A 22756-nucleotide genomic window follows, 5' to 3' on the forward strand; every position below is an offset into this window, starting at 1 on the left:
CTAGGGAGTTGGCGCAGCCTGAATGGCGAAATAAAACATGAATTATTCTGTTTTTTGTTTGAAGTCACAAAGGTCTTCAATAATACAAGAACCACAGCGAGGTTTTCTGGCGGTGCAGGTGTAGCGACCATGCAAGATCAACCAGTGATGCAGATCAAACATAAATTCAGATTTTTGCGGGGTGTTTTTTATAATGCTTTGTTCAGTGGCCTCAACGGTGTTGCCTTTGGCATAGCCTGTGCGATTAGCAACCCGCTGAATATGCGTATCAACCGCGATAAAATAATGGCCTTCGTTGTCTTTCAGTAAACCAAAACCGGTATTAAGCACCACATTGGCTGTTTTGCGACCCACCCCTGGCAGTGCTTCTAAGGCCGCGCGGTTTTGCGGCACTTCACCACCATGCTGTTCAACCAAAATTCGACAGGTTTTAATGACATTTTCAGCCTTGGTATTAAACAAGCCGATGGTTTTAATATAGTGCTTTACGCCCTCAACATTCAGATCAAGCATAGCTTGTGCGGTGCGTGCGACTGGAAATAACTGCCGTGTGGCTTTATTGACGCCAACATCGGTCGCCTGTGCCGACAGCAATACGGCGATAAGGAGCTCAAAGGGTGAACTGTATTCAAGTTCGGTCTTCGGATGCGGATTGGCCTCGCGCAGCCGAGTGAGCATGGCAATACGTTTTTGTTTATTCATACTATCGCTCTGGTTATTGTGGGCTGCCGGTCACGCGGGCCCGAGCAATATCCCCTTTATTGACAACTTTTTTACTGGCGTAATGCTGATCGATACTATTTTTTAATGCGATAAGTAAGCCCATACCAATAAAGGCGCCTGGCGGGAGTATAGCCAGTAAAAAATGGCTATCGCTTTGAAATAACTGTAAATGTAAGCCGCTAGCCCAACTGCCTAATAATAAATCAGCCCCGGCAAATAAACTGCCTTGACCTAAGATTTCACGTAGAGCGCCTAACACCAGTAACACCAATAAAAAGCCTAACCCCATCATCAGTGCATCTAGCGCTGAGGGCAGTACTGCATTTTTTGAAGCAAAGGCTTCTGCCCGGCCAATAATGGCGCAGTTGGTGACAATCAGCGGAATAAAAATACCCAAGGATTGATACAAACCAAAGGTAAACGCATTCATCAGCAATTGCACAGCAGTTACAAAGGTGGCGATAATCATCACAAAAATCGGGATACGAATTTCATTAGGCACGTGGCTACGGATTGACGACACCACGATATTCGAGCCGAGTAACACTAACAAGGTTGCCAAGCCTAAACCCAGCGCATTGATCACGGTGTTGGTCACCGCGAGCAACGGGCAAAGCCCCAATAATTGCACTAAGCCAGGGTTGTTTTTCCATAATCCTTGTAGCGTCAGTTCTTTAAATAGGCTCATGGGGTTAACTCACAATTTGTGGCGGCACGGGCCAGTTCAGGGTGCTGCTGCACATAGCTAGCGGCACGATACACGGCGTTAATCACGGCGCGCGGCGTAATGGTTGCACCCGTAAATTGATCAAAATCGCCGCCATCTTTTTTAACGGCCCAGTGCTTAGCCTCAGCAGGTGTGGCGGCTTTGCCACTGAAACTGTAGATCCAGTTACTGCGTCTGGTTTCAATTTTATCACCTAAGCCCGGTGTTTCCTGATGGTTTAAAACGCGTGTACCTAGTACGGTACCGGTTGGGCTAATGGCAACAATAAGCTCAATATTACCGCTGTAACCGTCTGGAGCGGTGACATCAAGCACATAGGCACGAAGTTGGTCATCTTCTTGCCAACGATACACGCGCTGCGCCTTACCGCCAAGCTCGTCTGGTGCATTAACCAGCGTACAATTGGCCAACAGTGCCCGCGTTTGCTGTACTTCAGGTAACACTTCACTGAGGATCGCCAGCTGGCTTAAGCGACGCTGCTCGGCAATTTTGGGCTGCGTTAATAAATGTAAACTGCCTAAAATGACCACACAAATAACCGCAACCAGCGCTAGGGCTATGGCATTTTTACTGACCATACGGATCATTTGGTTGCTCCTTTGGCTTTGTGGCCATAAGTACGCGGACGAGTGTAATAGTCGATCAGCGGCACACACATATTGGCCAGTAACACCGCGAAAGCAACCGCATCAGGATAACCGCCAAAGCTGCGGATTAAATAAATTAATAGGCCAATTAACGCCCCGTACCATAAACGCCCCCGATCGGTGGTAGAGGCCGACACAGGATCGGTGGCGATGAAAAAGGCGGCTAACATGGTGCCACCGCTAAATAAATGAAACAGCGGGCTGGCAAAAGCATCCGGTGAAGCTAACCAACTCAGCATAGTCAACACAAACAAGCTAGCCAGAACTGCCACCGGAATGCGCCACGTAATGACTTTTTGCTGGAGTAAAAATAAGCCTCCGGCGAGGTAGGCTAAATTGACCCATAACCAGCCTGAGCCGGCAAAGCTTAAATAAACTGGGCTTTGCCAGCTTTCGGTTAAGGTTAAGCCTTGAGCCAGATCAGTACGTAGGGTATCCAGTGGTGTGGCTAAGGTGATGCCATCCACGCTAAGTTGCATCTGGCTTAAACTAAAGCCACCGCAGCTAAATTGGGTAAAGATGGTACAAATGGCATCTAATGGGCTAATGGTTACCGATTGTAAGGGCAATGGCGGTAGCCACTGTGTCATCTGTACCGGGAAGGATATTAATAACATGACATAGGCTGCCATGGCCGGATTAAACAGATTATGCCCTAAACCGCCATATAGCTGTTTGACCATGATGATGGCAAAAGCGGTGCCAATAACAATTAACCACCAAGGCGCAAAAGGTGGGATAGCCACAGCGAGCAACACGGCTGTCACTAAAGCACTGTGATCCATTAAGCGCGGTCTGATGGCTTTGTGGCGCAAGCTTAATATCATTGCCTCTGCCAACCAGGCGGTAGCAATCGCCAACACCAATTGCACGAGCACACCATAGCCAAAAAACACGGCTTGTACGGCGATCCCTGGAATACAGGCAATCGCCACCAACTGCATTAAGCTGGCCGTACTACGTCGATTGTGATGATGCGGCGAACTGGCAATTTTAAAACTCATGCAGAGTCACCTTTTGTTTTCGCTAATTCAGCCTGGGCGTTCTCGTCGTGCTCAGAGGCAGACCTTGTATCGGCTGCGGCTTGTTGTTTACGGGCTTTAGCGCGTGCTAAAGCGGCGGCAACCGCGGCTTTACGCGGGTCGTCTTGGCTTGGCGCCTCATCTGCTGCAGCCTCGCTGCTAGCGGCTGCTTCGCCGTTGTTGTCTAAAGCGCTGTTTTGTTCAGCTTCCGCGCCCTGCTGCTGTTTACGTGCTTTGGCACGTGCTAAAGCGGCGGCAACGGCAGCTTTACGCGGGTCGTCATGGCTTGGCGCCTTATCTGCTGCAGCCTCGCTGCTAGCGGCAGCCTCACCGTTGTTGTCTAAAGCGCTGTTTTGTTCAGCTTCCGCGCCCTGTTGCTGTTTACGTGCTTTGGCGCGAGCTAAAGCGGCGGCAACCGCGGCTTTACGCGGGTCGTCATGGCTTGGCGCCTTATCTGCTGTAGCCTCGCGGCTAGCGGCTGTTGCAGCGTTGTTTTCTATAGCATGGTTTTGTTCAGCTTCAGCGCCCTGCTGTTGTTTACGTGCTTTGGCGCGTGCTAAAGCTGCAGCAACGGCGGCTTTACGCGGATCATCTTGGCTTGGTGCCTTATCAGCATGGTTTTGTGTGGCTTGGCTGTCAGTTACCGCTGGTGCGCTTGCGCGACTCTGTGCAGTCTGAGCAGGCTCAGTGGTATGTTGTTGTTGCCGTGCTTTGGCTCGCGCAATAGCCGCTGCGACTGCGGCTTGGCGTGGATCGGTGGCCGTGGCGTCGAGATTTTGGCTTGCTGACTGACTTTGCGCGCCAGACTCGGCATCGGTATGTGTTGCTGCGGCTTGTTGAGCTTGATACGCACGCGCTTGTTGTTTTTTCACTTCGCGTTCAGCCACGATATCCGCATGCGAACGCTGTGCTGTTTCGGTAGCGTTTTGCTGTTTGGCTTTAATGCGCTCAAGTGCTGCGGCAACCGTATTGCTGCCGGCATTTTGTTGTTGAGACTGTTGCCGTGCCGCAGCCAGCTGTTGATTTTTAGCCAGGCGTGCTTGTTTTTCCGCCTCCAGCCTGGCATTGCGTGCTTCAAAACGCGCTTTTGCTTGTTCGGCTTTTAGTGCTTCGCGCTGCTGCTCACGGATCTCGGCTTTGGCAATACGGTAATACTGCACCAACGGGATTTCACTGGGACAGACGTAAGCGCAGGCACCGCATTCAATACAATCGGCCAGATTATACTCTTTGAGTTTGTCATGATCTTTGGCTTTGCTATACCACAGCAATTGTTGTGGTAATAAGGTGGCGGGGCAAGCATCAGCACAAGCGCTACAACGTATGCAATCTAATTCTGGCCCTGCATTGGGTAATTCGGTATGGCTGGGCGCTAAAATGCAGTTAGTGGTTTTGACAACGGGCACGGCTAAGTCGGGTAGGGTAAAACCCATCATCGGCCCGCCCATAATCACTTTTTGTTCCAGTTCGACCTGATAACCGCAAAAATCTAATAAGGCCGCAACAGGTGTGCCGATTAACGCCTGCACATTTTGTGGCCGCTGCAAGGTTTCCCCGGTGACGGTAACAATACGCGAAATTAACGGATGATCGTCTAACACCGCTTGCGCGATAGCAAAGGCGGTGCCGATATTCTGCATCACAATACCGATATCGGCAGGGCGACGGCCCGCTGGCACTTCTTTATTAGTCAGTAATTGGATCAGTTGTTTTTCACCGCCGGAGGGGTACTTAACCGGCACTTCTCGAACATAGTAATGTTCGCGTTGGCTACATGCCGCGCGCATACCGGCTGCCGCAATCGGCTTATCGGCTTCAATACCAATTAATACGGCTTTAGGATTGAGCAGCTTGCACAGAATATCAATGCCTTTGACGATGGTTGTTGGCGCTTCTTGCATCAGGGCATCATCAGCGGTGATATAGGGTTCGCATTCAACGGCGTTGATAATTAAATAATCGACCGGTTGGTGCAAGCCCGCTTTAATATGGGTGGGGAAGCCCGCACCGCCCATACCGGCAATACCGCTGTCTTGAATGCGCTCTAAAAGGGTCTGGGTATCCGCTGTGGCAAAGTTCAGTGGCTCCCGCTCACGCCACTCTTCTAAGCCATCGGGCTCAATGACGATGACGCTTTCAGGTAAGGCCGATGGATGTGGGCTGGTGTGATCGGTAATGGCGATAATCATCCCCGAAGTCGGCGCGTGCACGGGCACCGTCATGGAGTTATCGGCAGCGGTGAGCGCTTGGCCTTTGAGCACGCGTTCACCCACCTCCACCAGCAATTGACCCGCAACACCAATATGTTGGCGCAGTGGAATGTACAGGCGCTCGGGAAGCGACATGCTGATGATCGGCTTTTCGCTGGTTACCGCTTTACGCGTGGGGGGATGCACACCACCATGAAAGTCCCATAGCGCGCCGGCTTGAATTTGTTGAAATAAACTTGGCACCGTTGGGTTACTCCACCACTTTTACCGGGATTGCCTGTAAATCCCATTTCCAGCGCTCAGCGGTCACCGGAACAGGGATCATATCAATACAATCAACCGGGCAAGGTTCAACACACAGATCACAGCCCGTACATTCATCAACCAGTACGGTATGCATTAATTTTGACGCGCCAACAATGGCATCGACGGGGCAGGCTTGAATACATTTGGTACAGCCAATGCACTCATCTTCGCGAATAAAGGCCACACGTTTTACCGCAGGCTCTTGCGCGGCATTTAACGGTTTCGCTTCAACGCCCATCAGCTCGGACAGTTTTTTTATAGTGGCATCGCCACCCGGTGGGCATTTGTTAATGTCATCGCCATTGGCGATGGCTTCGGCATAGGGTCGACAGCCTGGATAGCCGCATTGACCACACTGCGTTTGCGGCAAGATATCATCAATTTGTTCGACCAGAGGATCGCTTTCAACTTTAAAACGAATAGCCGAATAGCCGAGTAAAGCACCGAACAATAACGCCAGTACACCCAGTGCGATGAGTGCGGTAATAATGGTCATACCGATTTCACCAAGCCACTAAAGCCCATAAAGGCCAGCGACATTAAACCTGCGGTGATCATCGCAATGGCCGCCCCCTTAAAGGGGACCGGCACATCGGCTGCGGCTAAACGCTCACGCATAGCAGCAAATAAGATCAACACTAACGAAAAGCCTGCGGCAGCGCCAAAGCCATATAATGCGGAATTAATAAAATTATGCCGTGCATTAACATTTAATAAGGCCACGCCTAATACCGCACAATTAGTGGTGATCAGCGGTAAAAAGATGCCCAATAACCGATATAAATTAGGACTCGTTTTGTGCACGACCATTTCGGTAAATTGCACGACCACGGCAATCACCAAAATAAAGCTCAGGGTTCGTAAATACAACAGATCTAATGGCGCGAGTACATAGCTGTCAACAAGATAGCTACTGATAGAAGCCAGTGTCAGTACAAAGGTGGTCGCTAAAGACATACCGATGGCGGTTTCTAACTTGCCCGACACGCCCATAAAGGGGCAGAGCCCAAGAAATTTAACCAGGACAAAGTTATTGACCAATACTGTGCTTACAAGGAGTAATAAAAATTCAGTCATAGGGTTACGTTATAGGGTTCTCAGCGCGTATTATGCCGTTAGCCTGTATGGCATACAACCTGATAAAAGTAAGGGCTTTTGCTATGCAGAAGCCCTTAACTGTAAAACTATGCTGGCAGCCGCCACAAGGCATGGGGTATTACATGGGGCTAGGTTTGCCGATGTAATAGCCTTGGTTGCCATCAATAAACAACGATTCCAGCATGTGTTTTTCTTCCTGCGTTTCCACGCTTTCAGCAAACACACCCACACCAATGCGGTGTGCTAAATCGATCATTAACCGCATAAAATACTGATTGTTTTTATCTTCATTGATATGGCGGGTGTAGCTGCCATCCATTTTCACATAATCGGGTTTTAAATCGCGGAAAAACTTAAATGAGGTAATACCCACACCAAATTTCTCAACGGTAATACGTGAACCGGCACGATGTAACATGTCGATAAAACGTTTACTGGTTTTCAGATTTTGTTGTAAACCAAATTCGCTGACTTCAAACACCAATTTAGCGGCAATATTGGCATCTTTTAGCAAGCGCCGTTCTAACCAGATCACAAATTGATCATCATGCACACTGCGTGGCGAGAGATTTATACCAAAATACTGGTCATGCATGCTTTTGGTTTTGATCATTGTCAAAGAGGTTTCAACAATTAAGCGGTCAATGGCAATAATTTTGTCCAGTTTCTCTGCCATGGCTAAGAAAGAAGCCGTAGGCAGCGTTTGCTCTTCATGCGTCTTAAAGCGCACCAAAATTTCGGAATAGGCTTTAGCTGCGCGCGAAGACGGCATGATATGTTGAACTAATAACACTAACCGATTATTTGCGATCACATCGTCAATTACATTACGCCAATTTTGATTGCCGTAACTGTTACCCGCACTGTCTAAGCCACTGCTTTCTTTTTGTAAGTGCCAGGCATTCGGCTGTTTAGTTTGCGCTAAACTGATAGCGGTATCGGCACTGGCCAATAACTCACCTAAGGCTTTGCCATTTTCATAGCTCACTAAACCGGTGTAAGCCACCGAGTCAAGTTCAGACAGTTTTTGAAACTCATTAAAGCGGCTTTGTAATTGCAGGGCAAAGTTTTCTGCTTCTTTAGGGGTCACTTTGGGCATTAAAATACCAAAGTCAGAACCATTTAAACGGAATAACTTGCTATCGCGATAGGTTGCGATTACCCGTTTAAGAATTTCTGCCACTTCTTTAATGTATTGATCACCCTCATGGAAGCCACGGGTTTGGTTAATGCTTTGCAATTCGGTACAGCGGGTAATACCAAAAATACCATAGTTGGCTTGGCTGGTATTATTAAAATGCTCTTCATAATTTTGTACAAAGCGATTACGGTTCGGCAGGCCTGTCACCGTATCTTTATAGGCTTCTTCTGCAATCAGTTGGGCATCGGCTTTCATTTTTTCAGCTTGTTGCGAGGTATATTGCGCTAACTTACGTAATGAAATACTGATTTCAGAAAATTCAGCGGGGAGTTGACTGTTTTCTGCTTTTGTTTGTTTATTGTCTGATAAGAACGCTTCGATGGTCTCATTAACCACTCTCGAGATACGACGATATTTGCGTTGTAAACTATTTTTGATAATGAGCACTGGCAACATAAACAGAATAAAAGGGCTGGCAACCAGCACGAATAAAAAATATTGCATGCCTTTTAAGGTGGCGCGGTGATCTAACTCATAACGCACCAGCACGTCTTGTTGTTCATCTTTAATGGTCACGGTATCGTCTGCTTTACCGGCTAGCGCCAACAGCTGACTAATAAAGCTGGTTTGATAAGCATTATTGCTTTGTTCATATAAAATGGTGCCATCTAAACGTCTGACTTGCAGGCTTTTTAACTTAAAGCTGCGGTCCAGTTGACGGCTTAATGATTTACCATCTGCGGTAACATGGGTTGCGATAGTTTGTTCTATGGCAAGTTTGGCGGTATTTTCTTCTAAAATGAGTAGGTTCTTGCCGTAATAGAGGAAACCGACCAGCAAGACAATAACTAGCAGAGTCGCAGAGACTAACTGTGCTGTAAGTAACGTTCGAAAGTTTTTCATCATTCCCAGACCACCAATCAATATTGCATCCATTATAAAAGCGCAAATGTGGCTTTTATCACGCAACTCACTGTGCCTATTAAAGCAAAAAAATCTTTATAAATAAATAAATAACACGCAAATGTCAGATTATAAAACACAGGGGATAAAAGGAGTATAACAGAAAATTGTGGCTCCCCAGACTGGACTCGAACCAGTGACCTACGGATTAACAGTCCGCCGCTCTAACCAACTGAGCTACTAGGGAACAAAAAGATGTGCAGAAATTTGGCTCCCCAGACTGGACTCGAACCAGTGACCTACGGATTAACAGTCCGCCGCTCTAACCAACTGAGCTACTAGGGAAGGGTGATACATTCGTTGAAGTTGCTGTTGGCTCCCCAGACTGGACTCGAACCAGTGACCTACGGATTAACAGTCCGCCGCTCTAACCAACTGAGCTACTAGGGAACAGCATTCAACGGGGCGCAATACTAATGCCACCTTAGGAGACTGTCAACACTTTGCAGAGCTGATTTTTACAGAAGTGGTTTACTTGCATATAGTTTCGCCAAAATGCACATTTTCAGTACGAATCAACGAACGATGACTGGTCATTCAGATGGCAATGACCGCAACACCATAGCCAATAAGCCTTGTGTAGAGTTATCCACTAAAGCTGTGGATAACTCTGTGAATGATTGGTTGCTTAATCGAGCAAAGCCTTGTCATTGCTTAATTTCATCGTGGTCAATAGCTTTGCGATAAAAATCTTTTTTGTTAAATTTCAGTGGTTTATGATTTTTTATGCAGATTGTGCTTTTTCAGTGCAGTTTTTGTTTACTGTCTGTCCGATCCGCTTGCCATTGTGCACTGTTTTTGTGAGTTTCAGGTCATTTATGCCACTTAACCGGTAATTTGGCTTATTCAACGACGAGCATGGTGCTGACTCGCGCTTTTCTCTACAATAGAGGCTGACTTTTCTGACATCGTAAGAAGCAGTTATCTTTGATGAGCACGAATCCACTGTTAACAGCCAGCATGGCTCCCTTATTAAAACGTCTGACTTGGCCAGTGATGGGCGGGATGTTGACGCTAATGAGTTTTAACCTGGTCGATACCTTTTTTATTAGCTTACTGGGAACTCAACAGCTGGCGGCAATCAGTTTTACCTTTCCGGTTACCTTTACCTTAATCAGTTTAGCGATTGGTTTAAGCATTGGTACTTCGGCCATTATTGCCAAAGCACTGGGGGCAGGGCATACCGACACGGCGCGGGCCGACAGTTTAGCGGCATTATGGCTGTCGGCGATTTTAGTCAGTATTCTCGCCTTGCTGGGCTATCTGTTGTTAGAGCCGCTATTTTTTTTGTTGGGGGCGACACCAGAGATCTTTGCTTACATTGAACGCTACATGCTGATTTGGCTGGCGGGGTCGATTTTATTAGTGACACCGATGGTCGGCAATGCCATTTTACGCGCGGCCGGTGATACAAAGATCCCCAGTCTAGTGATGGCCGGCAGCGGTGTGATTAATGCCATTTTGGATCCGATCCTGATTTTTGGTATTGGCCCTATTCCTGCTATGGGGATCAGTGGGGCTGCTATTGCTACGGTCATCTCTTGGTTAGCCGGCTTTGTGTTTATTTTATATTGGCTCAGTGTTAAGCGCGGTTTATTAACGGCTTGGATATTACCTTGGGGATTGTTTTGTCAGATCTGTCGTAAAATTTTGCATATTGGTCTACCGGCTGCCGGCGCCAACATGCTGACGCCGGTGGCGATGGCGGTTCTCACGGCGATTATGGCAACTTATGGTCCAGAAGCCGTCGCGGCCTTTGGCGTGGGGGCACGGATTGAAAGTATCGCTTCGTTAGTGGTGTTGGCGTTATCGATGACCCTGCCGCCGGTGATTAGCCAAAACTTTGGGGCATCGCGTTTTGATCGTGTCAAAGAGGCTTATCAGTTATGTTGTCGCTTTGTGATGTTTTGGCAAGCCGGTATTTATCTTATCTTAGCGCTACTGGCTTATCCGATTGCCGCTATGTTCACGGATAATCCGCAAGTCGCCAGTTATTTACGTTGGTTTATCTGGCTGATGCCTTTGGCTTATGGCTTACAAGGCATCATCATTTTAACCAATTCTTCTTTTAATGCGTTGCATTTACCGGCGAAAGCCGTGGTACTTAGCGTGATCCGTTTGTTTGTTTGCTATGTACCCCTTGCTTGGCTTGGCGGCGTTATGTTTGGCGTGGTCGGCATTTTTATTGGATGCATTCTTGCTAATTTTCTCACGGCTGCCGTGGCTTATTATTGGTTTAACCGAGTGCAGCAACGCTATTTGTAATAGGAAACACCATGTCACGTGCTTTTGAACTGGTATCAGATTATCAACCGGCTGGCGATCAACCTGGCGCGATCGAAAAGCTGGTCAGCGGCTTAGAAAGTGGCCTAGCGCATCAAACGTTATTAGGTGTCACCGGCTCAGGTAAAACCTTTACGATGGCCAATGTGATTGCTCAAGTGGGCCGACCGACGCTGATTATGGCGCACAATAAAACACTCGCCGCGCAGCTTTACGGCGAGATGAAAGCGTTTTTCCCGCATAATGCCGTTGAATATTTCGTGTCTTATTATGATTATTATCAGCCTGAAGCCTATGTACCCTCGACGGATACCTTTATTGAAAAAGATGCGTCGATAAATGAGCATATCGAGCAAATGCGCCTGTCTGCGACCAAAGCGCTGATGGAGCGTCGTGATGTGGTGATTATCGCGTCGGTGTCGGCCATTTATGGTTTGGGCGATCCGCAGTCTTATATGCAAATGCTGTTGCATTTAAAGCAAGGCGATATTATTGACCAGCGCTTTATTTTACGGCGCTTGGCCGAACTGCAATACAGCCGAAACGATCTGGCTTTTGAGCGTGCCACTTATCGGGTACGCGGTGATGTGATTGATGTGTTTCCGGCAGAGTCGGAAGAGATTGCTGTTCGTATCGAATTATTTGATGAAGAAATTGAACGTATCAGTTTATTCGATCCGCTCACCGGTGCGGTGGAGAAAATTGTCACGCGCTATACCATCTATCCTAAAACGCACTATGTCACACCCAGAGAGACGATTCTAAAAGCCGTAGAGCAAATCAAGGTTGACCTTGCTGAGCGTCGTCAGCAGTTACTCAGTGCCAATAAACTGGTTGAAGAGCAGCGCTTAGCGCAGCGCACGCAGTTTGATATCGAAATGATGATTGAATTAGGCTATTGCTCGGGTATTGAAAACTATTCGCGCTATTTATCGGGCCGTGGTGATGGTGCACCACCACCGACCTTACTGGAATATTTTCCAGACGATGGTTTAATGTTTATTGACGAGTCGCACGTCACCATTTCGCAAATTGGCGCGATGTATAAGGGCGACCGCTCACGGAAAGAAAACTTGGTTAACTATGGTTTTCGCTTACCTTCTGCTTTAGATAACCGGCCGCTGAAGTTCGAAGAATTTGAAATGATCGCACCGCAGCGCATCTATGTTTCGGCCACACCGGCGGCTTATGAGTTAGAACACTCTCATGGCGAAGTAATTGAGCAGGTGGTGCGGCCAACGGGCTTGGTTGATCCGATTATTGAAATTCGCCCCGTCGCGACGCAAGTTGATGATTTAATGTCTGAAGCGATGCAGCGCGCTGCGCGACAAGAGCGGGTGCTGGTGACAACCCTGACCAAAAAGATGGCGGAAGATCTCACCGAGTACTTAAGTGAACATGGTATTCGGGTGCGTTATTTACACTCTGATATCGATACCGTCGAGCGCATGGAAATTATTCGTGATTTACGCTTAGGGATCTTCGATGTTTTGGTGGGCATCAACTTGCTGCGAGAAGGTCTGGATATTCCTGAGGTGTCATTAGTGGCCATTCTTGATGCAGATAAAGAAGGTTTTTTACGCTCAGAGCGCTCATTAATTCAAACCATTGGTCGTGCGGCGCGAAACTTAGCAGGACGGGCGATTTTATATGCTGATCGCATTACCAATTCTATGCGCAAAGCGATTGATGAAACGGATCGTCGTCGCGATAAACAACTTGCCTTTAACGCTGAGCATGGTATTTCGCCCAAGGCGATTCTGAAGAAAGTGGCCGATGTGATGGATCTGGGGCAATCGCCACAAACCAAAAATATTGTTTTGCGCCAAGTAGCTGAAACGAAAGCTTTCTTTAAAGGCAAAACGCCTTATCAAATGCAGGCTGAAATTAAACAGCTAGAACAAAAGATGCTGCAACATGCCCGGGATCTCGAGTTTGAACAAGCGGCAGCGCTGCGTGATCAGGTACATAAAATCAAACAGCGCTTGCTGGAGTTACCAGAAAGCTAAACGCTTGCATCTGTCGCTATCCTTAACGGCGCTTACACTTTTAAGCGCCAATCATCCCAGGCTTGCTGCGCCAGGCGTTCTTGAAAAGCGGGCGCCGCGATGTCAATCAGCGCCTTGGCACGTTCAGTTAAACTTTTACCGCGAAGCTGAGCAATACCGTATTCGGTGACAATATAGTTAACATGAGCGCGGGTGGTAACCACTCCCGCACCGGGGGCCAATAAACTGCTGATGCGTGATACTGTGCCGGCCGCTGCGGTAGCGGGTAGAGCGATAATCGCGCGCCCCCCTTCGGATAAACTCGCGCCACGCACAAAATCCATTTGCCCGCCCACGCCAGAGTAGATTTTGGTGCCTAGCGAATCGGCACACACTTGACCACTTAAATCGACTTGTAAAGCGCTATTAATCGCGACCACTTGCGGGTTTTGCCGAATAACCGCGGTATCGTTAGTGTACTCGACATCTAAAAAGACCACTTCGGGGTTGTCATCCACATAGTCGTACAAGGCTTGAGAGCCCATTGCAAAGGTAGTAACAATTTTACCGCGATGTTTGCGTTTACGCTGATTATTAATGACGCCCGTTTGGATAAGCGGTAGCACCCCATCGGAAAACATTTCGGTATGAATACCTAAATGCTGATGTTGGCCTAAACAGGCTAGGGTGGCATCGGGTATGGCGCCAATACCCAGTTGTAAACAATCGCCGTCGCGGATCAAGCTGGCGACATGTTGGCCAATTTGCTGGGTAATGGCATCCAGCGGCACGGGCAAATGTTGCGGTAGCGGGGCGCTGTGCTCAACATAACGGTCAAATCGACTCAGATGCACAAAAGAGTCACCGTGGGTTCTGGGCATTAACGGATTGATCCACGCGATCACGCGTTTGGCCATTTGTAGGGCGGCACGCGTTGCTTCTACCGAGATCCCTAAACTGCAGTAGCCATGTTTATCTGGCGGAGAAACCTGGATCAACACCGCATCAAGCGGTTGTTCGCCGCTTCGAAATAATTTGGGAATTTCAGATAAAAATATTGGGACATAATCGGCTAAGCCACATTGCACGGCCTGGCGAGTACTGCTCCCCACAAAAAAAGCCCGCTGACGTAAATGACCGCTCAGTTCCGGTGCGCACAATACTTCGCTGTGCTCGGTATGTAATTGTAATAAGGTAAGATTGTGCCGGGATAACGCCACTGTGGCTAAAGCGTGCAATAAAAAATAGGGTGTTGCCGCCATCGACTGACACCAAATAGTATCGTTATCTTGCAAAATACTGAGGGCTTGTTCGGCGGTGGTGACGCGCATCGAGAACTCCGTTTGCTGAAAACTGCTCACTGCGCTGGCGTGTGCTGGGTTACATCCCTGAGTTGCATGATCATGCGCCAGTGCAGAGCAAAGAGGCCATTAACTTAGCACGGGATCACATCCACCGCGACCTGTAATTGATGGGCGCCACTGCCTTGCACTACGCCTTTTAATGGCACCACATCGGCATAATCACGACCAAAAGCCAAGGTCAGATGTTGCTGGCACGGCAATACGTTATTGGTCGGATCAAAATCAATCCAGCCGAGCTCTGGATCAAACACCGCAAACCACGCATGTGAGGCGTCTGCGCCTTGCAATCGTGCTTGTCCTGGTGGCGGTTGTGTTTCGAGATAACCACTGACATAGCGACAAGGGATGCCATTTGCCCGCAGGCAACTGATGGCTAACTGGGCAAAATCTTGGCAAACGCCGCGCCGATGTTGTAGCACCTCGGTAAGAGGGGTGACGACGGTAGTAAAGCCCGCCGTGTAGATAAAATGCTCAAAGATATACTGGTTTAAACATTCTACTAATTGCAACAGGGTTTGCTTAGGGGCGCGTAACGGCGGTAACAGCGCGGCGGTTTCGGTTAAAAACGGAGCGAGCTTACTGGCTTGGCAAAACAGTTTGGCTTGCATGGCCGCGGCTGACAGGTTGCTATTTAAATAATGTTGAAGCTGTGGCATGTCCACACCGCTGCCGCTGTCGAGTAAGGCACTGTTGTGGCGCGGTAACACCTCAACTAAGGCTTCACTGCATACTTTTAGTTGTTGATGGGGTGGCTGTAAATGAATTAAATGTCGGGTATTACCAAAGTAATCCTGATATTGGCTGATGTGTCCCAGATCGGGCGTTAAACGGACACTGGCCTGGCTAACGTGTTGATAGGGTAATTGCCGCGGCATTAAACACGCGAGGTTGTAACTGTTCGCTACAGCATGTTCGTATTGATATTCGGTAAGGTGCTTAAGCTGGTAGTTCATGACATGGACCAAGGACTGCTACGATGCGCATGGGTAAAGTAACACAGCGATAATTCATTCGACAGTTGGCGTAACAAATACTGTAACTGACCAAGCTGCGCGTGCAAGGTTAAACAAGACGGATAATTAGCATCTAATTGTTGGGTACTGACTTGTTCTAATAGTTGGCTCAGCTCCGTGGTCAGCACGGGTAAATGCTGCCGGTCCGCACTGGTTAATTCCGGTAAGGCACGTGTTTGTCGATGTAATCGACTGATTTGATAGCCGACAGAGCGCGGTGTCGTGGTATCGAGTAACAGTAAGTCTAAAATCGCCATCGGGTTGAGCTCTGAGCGGTAGCGCCGTCGATAGGTCATCAAGGTATCGGCCATGCGTAATAAGGCTTCCATCACGCTGGCAGAGGGTAAATCTTGGCTATAAATACGCTGCAACAATAAACTGGTTTGTAAGGCGCGCTCGAGGTGCTGGCCAATATCCATAAAACGCAATGCTTGGGTGCGACTCATCGTTTCGTTATTCAGGCCATAAATCGCGGTTTGTAGTAATACCATCTCATCTAATAGATAAATAATGGTCATGGGCTGCTGTAAGTCAGGCGTTTGCGGCCATTGATAGACGGTAGCTTGTAACTTATCGAGTAACAGCCAGGTATCTTCACTAAAGTACTCACGCACCGATTGCGCGTTGTAAATTAAATTTTTCAGTAAGCCGATGACACTCAGCGGATTATCTGGTGAGAACAGTTGCGCCAGTGCAACACTAATGGGCTCATTGGCTTGGCGCGGTGGGCTGCCATTGGCCAACAAACAAAAATCGATAAAGCAATAGAGCTGTTGTTCAGTTTGATTGGTTTGAGTAGGGTGCAATAACGGCAGCGCCACCCGCAGTGCCCGAATTAATAAGTTTAAACGCTCGTTATAACGACCTAACCAAAATAAATGCTCAGCAACGCGACTGGGCAGCAAGCCCGCTTCACGTGATAACGGCATTGAGTTGTAGCTCGGTTGCAGTAAGGATTCTGTGGGTTGATCCACGCCCAGCACCCAGACATCCTTACTTAACTCTGAGCCATCTTGGGCAATAACCGGTAATTGAATTTGACTCAGCTCACCTAAACGCGCAAAACCGCCAGGCAGCAGTAGCGGGGCTTGATTCGATTGGTATAAACTAAAGGTTCTAAGCACTGCTGGCAATTGCCATGTTGGGTTTTGCTGATCATAGCAAGGCTGCATGTGTAACGACAATTTTTGCCGCGCAATAAAATCGGCAGGGCGCTGCAATAAGGCGCAGGTGTTATCTGCCGGATATTGCTGCTGCGCGGATAGGTCATGCAGTAAAAATTGCTCCGGGTTTTTTAGCACCTGCTGCAAGGGTTGCGCTTCTTTGCACCAATACGCTTGCACGGTATTGAGCAACAGCGGCTGTTGCCAGAAATAATCGGCTGCGGCCGTTAAAAACGGTAACAAAATACCGCTATCCAATAACGCGGTGCCGGGAGGGTTGGCACAAAACAGTTGCTGTTGCCGAATACTGTGTAACAGCCCGGCTACGCCAGCACCTTCACTGTCTAGCTCCAGCGGATCCGTTAAACGATCATCTAAAAAGCGCATCAAGGCACTGACCGGTTGCAAACCGCTGAGTGTTTTTAACCAGATGCGTTGTTCGCTAAACATCAGATCGGCACCATGCACCAAAGCTAAATCTAGATAGTTGGCTAAAAAGGCTTGCTCAAAGTAGGCTTCATCGCGCGCGCCATGAGTTAAGATAGCCGCAATGCCATTGCCTTGTTGTTGTAAAAAGAAACGTAGCTGCCGAAAAAAACCAGACAGATGAGCTTTAGCGCGCAGTTGTTGCAGCTCAGGAATACTCTGCTTTAATGCTAAACGATGTTCTAGTGCAAAACCTAAGCCAGCAGGGGCCTTACAGCTGTCGGCAAAGGCGCAAATCTGACCATGATGATCAAAGCCTAAATCGGTTGCCAGTAGCGGTAGCCATTGTTCAGGTTGCTGCACTAAGCCGGCACTTTCAAACAGAAACTGAGGGTTGGAAAACAGGAGTTCTGCGGGAATAATCCCGCTTTGTACTAACTGCTGCGGCCCATACAGATCTTGCAGGATCAAGGCGAGTAATTGATGGCGCTGCGCGATACCAGCCTGCACCTGTTGCCAATCTGCCGTACTGATTAACCACGGATACAAATCAAGTTTGCGCCCTGGTTTTTGCCAACGATCAAAGTTTGCGCCATTTTCGCGTAGCTGATGTTGAATATCATCATACCAACGGCTACGCAGCGCTAAAGGAAACTTAGCAAACCACGCCAAAAGCTGTTCGGTTGAGCTTGGCGGTGCATTCACTGCTGGCACGGCTACTCCTGCAAGCGCGATGGCGCTAGGCGGTTAATGGTTGCTGCTCAGCTGTGGCGATATCGACGAGCACCTGATGCAAGTCAATAATGCCGGTTTGGATCTGGTCAATCAGTTGATGCAACTGCACAGTACTTAACTCGGTTACTGCTTGCTCGGTGATCAAATGCTGTAATTGATGTACCTGCTGCAAGATGGCCGGGCTATTCGGTAAGGCTTTGCCTGAGGCCGCGATGCGGTGCAGACAATAACTTACTGAGCGTGGAAAATCGGCATAGCATAACAGATAATCAATGGCATCGGCAGCCGCCCCAGCCAGATTATTGGCGATATAATATTGATAGGATTCCGCTCCGCCCAAGGCATTTAGAATGGAGATCCAACGAAAACGTGGCCGTTTTAACTGCGTGGGTTGTAAGGTTTGCAGCACCATCACGTCCATGATCCGCGTCACCATATCCGCACGCTCTAAATGACGACCAATAGTAAAGAGATCAAAAGCATCACCGCGTAACATTACGCTATCTAAGGTGCCAATAACCATTTGGCAACGACGACTGATTTCGGTCATCAATTGATAGCGCTGCTGGCGACTGACTGTTTCCACACATTGTTGCTGGACGAAACTGTCGAGTTTATTCAGCTCTTCCCACATATCACGCGGCAATAATTGTCGAATTGTTCGGGCGTTATAACGTAACTGACTGCAGGCATTACGGATAGAAACGGGGCTGTCGATATTGCTGATCAGGTGCTGCATCACTGCTTGTTCAATTTGCGCTAATTGTTGCCGATTTTGATGCTCTAAGCCATAACTGGCCAGTACCTTCGCACTGTCTTGTCCCATTACCTCGAGTAACACCGGCCAGCCAAACTCAGTATCTTTATGGCTGTCGATCAGTAAGTGGCTGGTGGCATTGACTAAACGAGCAGTATCGTCGAGCCGTTCTAAATAACGGCCTAACCAAAATATATTTTCTACGGATCTTGCTAACATTGCTTAGCCCTCATCATTGATGATCCAGGTGTCTTTACTACCGCCACCTTGTGAAGAATTAACGACCAAAGAGCCTCTGGTCAGTGCGACACGGCTTAAACCGCCAGTGGAGCAATACAAATCGGCACCTTGTAAGATAAAGGGGCGAAGATCTAAATGGCGTGGTTCTAACATCCCCTCACAAAGCGTTGGTGCTGTTGACAGGTTGAGTGTGGGCTGGGCAATAAAATTACGTGGGTTGGCTTTAATGGCCATGGCCATCTCATCGCGCTCGCTTTGGCTGGCGCGAGGGCCAATTAAAATACCGTAACCGCCAGACTCGTTTGCGGGTTTCACCACCAGCTTATCTAAATTAGCTAACACAAAGCTGCGTTGCAAGGGATCTTGGCACAAGTAGGTTTCGACATTTTGTAGCAGCGGCTCTTCACCTAGATAATACTGAATAATCTTCGGCACGAACGAATAAATCACTTTATCATCGGCCACCCCTGACCCCGGTGCATTGGCAATGGCCACCAAGCCTTTGCGCCAAACGGCAATCAATCCTGGGATCCCCAACACGGAATCGGGCCTAAAGGCTTGCGGATCGATAAAAATGTCATCGATTCGACGGTAAATCACATCAACTTGGCGTTTGCCACGCAGCGTTTTTAGCCAGACGCGGTCATCTTCAACAAATAAATCATGGTTTTCAGCCAACTCTACGCCCATTTGTTGTGCTAAAAAGCTGTGTTCAAAGTAAGCTGAGTTATAAATACCGGGCGTGAGTACCACGATGCAAGGCGGGACATGTTCTCCTCGTGGCGATAATGATGCCAGCATTTGCCACAATTGCGCGGGATAATCATCCACCGGCACAATAGTAGAGTCGGCGAACAATTCGGGAAACACGCGTTTCATCACGGTGCGGTTTTCCAGCATGTAAGACACCCCTGATGGTACTCGTAGGTTATCTTCTAACACTAAAAATTGGCCATGCTCATCACGCACCAAATCGGTGCCACAAATGTTTGCCCAGACACCATGGATCGGTGATACGCCCTGACATGGTGCAAGAAAGTTTTTAGAGTCGAGTATTAATTCTGCCGGCACAATGCCTTGTTTGAGGATTTTCTGCTCGTTGTATAAATCATCAATAAACAGATTAAGTGCAGCTAAGCGTTGTTTTAAACCGGCGCTAGTGCGTTGCCATTCCGAGCTTGGAATGGTACGTGGGATCACATCTAATGGCCAAGCGCGGTCGATATTCGCCCCGTCTGCATACAAGGTAAAGCACACCCCCATATCGCTAATCGTTTGATTTAGTTGTAGTTGTCTTTTGCACAGTTCTAAATCACCATGTTTAGCAATAAAGCGGGCAATGGCAGAGGCGGGCGGTCTGGCACTTCCATCGGTAGCGACTAATTCATCAAAACAATTTTTTAAAAGGGGGTAGCGGCCCCCGGTAAAATTTTCCAGACTCATGCACAGCTCCTTGCACTTCTGAGCCGATAGCAACGGGCTATCGCTTTAGTTTGTACAAGAAGCATAGCAAAGCTTATGCCAGCGCGAGCACAAGTATAAAAAAAGCCCCGCGGTTTTCACCAGCGGGGCTTTTTATGCGCTTACAGCTTAGTTTTTAGCAGCAGCGGCTTTCTTTTCTTTTTCTTTGGCGATGACGGTCTCAGCAACGTTAGATGGACACGGTGAGTAGTGCGAGAACTCCATAGAGAACTGACCACGACCTGATGTCATCGTACGTAATGTACTGATGTAACCAAACATTTCTGACAATGGTACGTCAGCTTTGATGCGAACGCCTGTTACACCCGCTTCTTGACCAGAGATCATGCCACGACGACGGTTTAAGTCACCGATAACATCACCTACGTGATCTTCCGGCGTGAACACGTCAACTTTCATGATTGGCTCAAGCAGTTGTGCGCCTGCTTTCGGGATTGACTGACGGAATGCACCTTTAGCCGCGATTTCAAACGCGATGGCTGATGAGTCAACGGCGTGGAAACCACCGTCGAATACTTCAACTTCTACGTCTAATACTGGGAAGCCCGCTAAAGTACCGGTAGACATCATAGAGGCAAAGCCTTTCTCGATGGCTGGCATAAATTCTTTTGGTACGCTACCACCTACTACAGTAGAAACGAACTTGAAGCCAGAGTTTTGCTCGCCCGGACGGATGCGGTAGTCGATTTTACCGTACTGACCTGAACCACCAGATTGCTTCTTGTGCGTGTAGCTATCTTCGATTTCACGGGTAATGGTTTCGCGGTAAGCAACCTGTGGTTGACCTACAACTAATTCAACACCGTAAGTACGCTTTAAGATGTCTACTTTGATATCTAAGTGTAATTCACCCATACCTTTCAGGATGGTTTCACCAGAATCAACATCGGTTTCAACACGGAACGTTGGATCTTCAGCAACCATCTTACCGATAGCGATACCCATCTTCTCAACTGAACCTTTATCTTTTGGTGTAACAGAGATAGAGATTACTGGCTCTGGGAATACCATTGGCTCAAGGGTACAAGGGTGCTTCGGATCACACAGCGTGTGGCCTGTTTGCGTGTTGTTTTTCATACCAACGATAGCAATGATATCACCGGCTTGCGCAGTAGTCAGGTCAGTACGATCGTTTGCTTGCATCTCAACCATACGGCCGATACGCTCGGTTTTACCCGTGAATGAGTTAAGGATGGTGTCGCCTTTGTTCAATACGCCAGAGTAGATACGCACGAAAGTCAGGGCGCCAAAACGGTCATCCATGATTTTGAACGCTAACGCGCGGAATGGCTCATCTGGAGAAACGATAGCAGAATTACCCGTTTCGTTACCTTCTTCGTCAGTCAGTGGCTGAGGAATAACTTCAGTTGGTGACGGTAAGTAATCAACAACGGCGTCTAACAGTAATTGCATGCCTTTGTTTTTGAAAGCAGAACCACAGTAAGTTGGGAAGAAGGCTAAATCACGAGTACCTTTACGGATACAACGCTTAATGTCTTCTAATGAAGGCTGTTCGCCTTCCATGTAGGCCATTAACAGGTCATCGTCTTGCTCAACAGCAGTTTCGATTAACTGTTCACGATACATCGCAACGTCATCAGCCATGTCAGCTGGAATATCAGTAATGGTGTAGTTTTCTGGTAAACCCGTTTCATCCCAGATGTACGCTTTTTCAGTTAACAGGTCAACTACACCTTTAAAGGTGTCTTCGCGACCGATAGGTAACACCATGATTAATGGCTTAGCACCTAACACTTTCTTAACTTGTTCAGTTACGCGGATGAAATCAGCGCCGATACGGTCAAGCTTGTTAACGAAGATCAGACGTGATACTTCAGCGTCGTTAGCATAACGCCAGTTGGTTTCTGATTGCGGCTCAACACCACCAGAACCACAGAATACGCCAACACCGCCGTCTAATACTTTTAATGAACGATATACTTCAACAGTGAAGTCAACGTGTCCTGGGGTATCGATAACGTTGAAACGGTAGCCTTTCCAAAAACAGCTAACCGCTGCTGACTGGATAGTAATACCGCGCTCGGCTTCTTGTTCCATGAAGTCGGTAGTTGATTCACCTTCGTGAACTTCGCCTAACTTATGGATTTTACCGGTCAGTTTCAGGATACGTTCGGTAGTAGTGGTTTTGCCGGCATCAACGTGGGCGAAGATACCAATGTTTCTGTATAAGGATAAATCTGCTGACATAGTCATCTCTATAAGCTAGGGGTTTGAAAATAGTGCGACAATATACAGGATTTTTAAATGTTTTGCAGAAAAAATTATTGTCACCGGCTAATTTCTTTACTGATACTGTCAACTGACAGTTACAGACTTTTTCAGTAACAGCAAAGACATGACGCTAATCGGCTTTTATAATGCGCTAAATTTTAGGGCAAATTTTTTAATAACGGTGTGCGCTAGCAGCAATCAGCCGTATCGCCTCGACAGCCAGTGGGTTACCATCA

At 47.9% G+C, this 22756-nt stretch carries 16 protein-coding genes and 3 tRNA genes; 2 read left to right on the plus strand and 17 right to left on the minus strand.

The window, feature by feature from the left end:
* Positions 1-42 precede the first annotated feature (42 nt).
* From nth to L1N97_RS08370, 11 genes are all read right to left on the minus strand, one after another.
* Entirely contained in the window at positions 43-702 is a 660-nt protein-coding gene (nth, locus tag L1N97_RS08320) for an endonuclease III (protein WP_226750055.1), read from the minus strand.
* 13 nt (positions 703-715) lie between these two features.
* The gene (locus tag L1N97_RS08325; RefSeq protein WP_229584244.1) at positions 716-1411 is read right to left on the minus strand and encodes an electron transport complex subunit E; all 696 of its coding nucleotides are present in this window, start codon (positions 1409-1411) and stop codon (positions 716-718) included.
* The gene (gene rsxG / locus L1N97_RS08330; protein ID WP_229584243.1) at positions 1408-2037 is read right to left on the minus strand and encodes an electron transport complex subunit RsxG; all 630 of its coding nucleotides are present in this window, start codon (positions 2035-2037) and stop codon (positions 1408-1410) included. The genes L1N97_RS08325 and rsxG overlap by 4 nt, the downstream gene beginning before the upstream one ends.
* Complete coding sequence (gene rsxD / locus L1N97_RS08335) at positions 2034-3101, minus strand: electron transport complex subunit RsxD (protein WP_229584242.1); 1068 nt, start codon at positions 3099-3101, stop codon at positions 2034-2036. The genes rsxG and rsxD overlap by 4 nt, the downstream gene beginning before the upstream one ends.
* On the minus strand, positions 3098-5572 hold the full coding sequence (gene rsxC, locus L1N97_RS08340; RefSeq protein ID WP_236129462.1) for an electron transport complex subunit RsxC: 2475 nt from the start codon (positions 5570-5572) through the stop codon (positions 3098-3100). The genes rsxD and rsxC overlap by 4 nt, the downstream gene beginning before the upstream one ends.
* 7 nt (positions 5573-5579) lie before the next feature.
* Positions 5580-6131: an electron transport complex subunit RsxB gene (gene rsxB, locus L1N97_RS08345; RefSeq protein WP_226750050.1), complete on the minus strand. Its 552-nt coding sequence runs from the start codon at positions 6129-6131 to the stop codon at positions 5580-5582.
* Positions 6128-6712, minus strand: a complete 585-nt coding sequence (gene rsxA, locus L1N97_RS08350) for an electron transport complex subunit RsxA (protein WP_226750049.1) — start codon at positions 6710-6712, stop codon at positions 6128-6130. The genes rsxB and rsxA overlap by 4 nt, the downstream gene beginning before the upstream one ends.
* Before the next feature lie 139 nt (positions 6713-6851).
* Positions 6852-8780, minus strand: a complete 1929-nt coding sequence (locus L1N97_RS08355) for an EAL domain-containing protein (protein WP_229584239.1) — start codon at positions 8778-8780, stop codon at positions 6852-6854.
* Between the two features lie 167 nt (positions 8781-8947).
* Positions 8948-9024, minus strand: a tRNA-Asn gene (locus tag L1N97_RS08360).
* Between the two features lie 21 nt (positions 9025-9045).
* Positions 9046-9122: transfer RNA gene (locus L1N97_RS08365), tRNA-Asn, on the minus strand.
* A 28-nt stretch (positions 9123-9150) separates the two neighbouring features.
* Positions 9151-9227, minus strand: a tRNA-Asn gene (locus L1N97_RS08370).
* Between the two features lie 540 nt (positions 9228-9767).
* Between L1N97_RS08370 and L1N97_RS08375 the strand changes: the two genes are divergently transcribed.
* Both L1N97_RS08375 and uvrB read left to right on the plus strand, forming a co-directional pair.
* The gene (locus L1N97_RS08375) at positions 9768-11102 is read left to right on the plus strand and encodes an MATE family efflux transporter (protein WP_236129463.1); all 1335 of its coding nucleotides are present in this window, start codon (positions 9768-9770) and stop codon (positions 11100-11102) included.
* 11 nt (positions 11103-11113) lie between these two features.
* Complete coding sequence (gene uvrB, locus L1N97_RS08380) at positions 11114-13129, plus strand: excinuclease ABC subunit UvrB (RefSeq protein WP_229584237.1); 2016 nt, start codon at positions 11114-11116, stop codon at positions 13127-13129.
* Between the two features lie 32 nt (positions 13130-13161).
* On the opposite strand, the gene L1N97_RS08385 is transcribed toward uvrB, so the two are convergent.
* From L1N97_RS08385 to fusA, 6 genes are all read right to left on the minus strand, one after another.
* On the minus strand, positions 13162-14469 hold the full coding sequence (locus tag L1N97_RS08385; protein ID WP_329605544.1) for an acetyl-CoA hydrolase/transferase family protein: 1308 nt from the start codon (positions 14467-14469) through the stop codon (positions 13162-13164).
* Positions 14470-14543: 74 nt separating this feature from the next.
* Positions 14544-15425, minus strand: coding sequence for a transglutaminase family protein (locus L1N97_RS08390; RefSeq protein WP_236129465.1), 882 nt, complete (start codon positions 15423-15425; stop codon positions 14544-14546).
* A complete protein-coding gene (locus L1N97_RS08395) occupies positions 15422-17788 on the minus strand; it encodes a circularly permuted type 2 ATP-grasp protein (RefSeq protein ID WP_236129466.1) in 2367 nt (788 codons plus the stop codon). The genes L1N97_RS08390 and L1N97_RS08395 overlap by 4 nt, the downstream gene beginning before the upstream one ends.
* 25 nt (positions 17789-17813) lie before the next feature.
* Positions 17814-18785 carry an alpha-E domain-containing protein gene (locus L1N97_RS08400; RefSeq protein ID WP_236129467.1) on the minus strand — a complete coding sequence of 324 codons (972 nt, stop codon included), beginning with the start codon at positions 18783-18785 and terminating at the stop codon, positions 17814-17816.
* Between the two features lie 3 nt (positions 18786-18788).
* Positions 18789-20249 carry a circularly permuted type 2 ATP-grasp protein gene (locus L1N97_RS08405; protein ID WP_236129468.1) on the minus strand — a complete coding sequence of 487 codons (1461 nt, stop codon included), beginning with the start codon at positions 20247-20249 and terminating at the stop codon, positions 18789-18791.
* 147 nt (positions 20250-20396) lie between these two features.
* On the minus strand, positions 20397-22502 hold the full coding sequence (gene fusA, locus L1N97_RS08410) for an elongation factor G (RefSeq protein WP_442967225.1): 2106 nt from the start codon (positions 22500-22502) through the stop codon (positions 20397-20399).
* Positions 22503-22756 lie beyond the last annotated feature (254 nt).

The organism is Rheinheimera sp. UJ63 (genome assembly GCF_021568285.1).
Taxonomy (GTDB): Bacteria; Pseudomonadota; Gammaproteobacteria; order Enterobacterales; family Alteromonadaceae; genus Alishewanella; species Alishewanella maricola.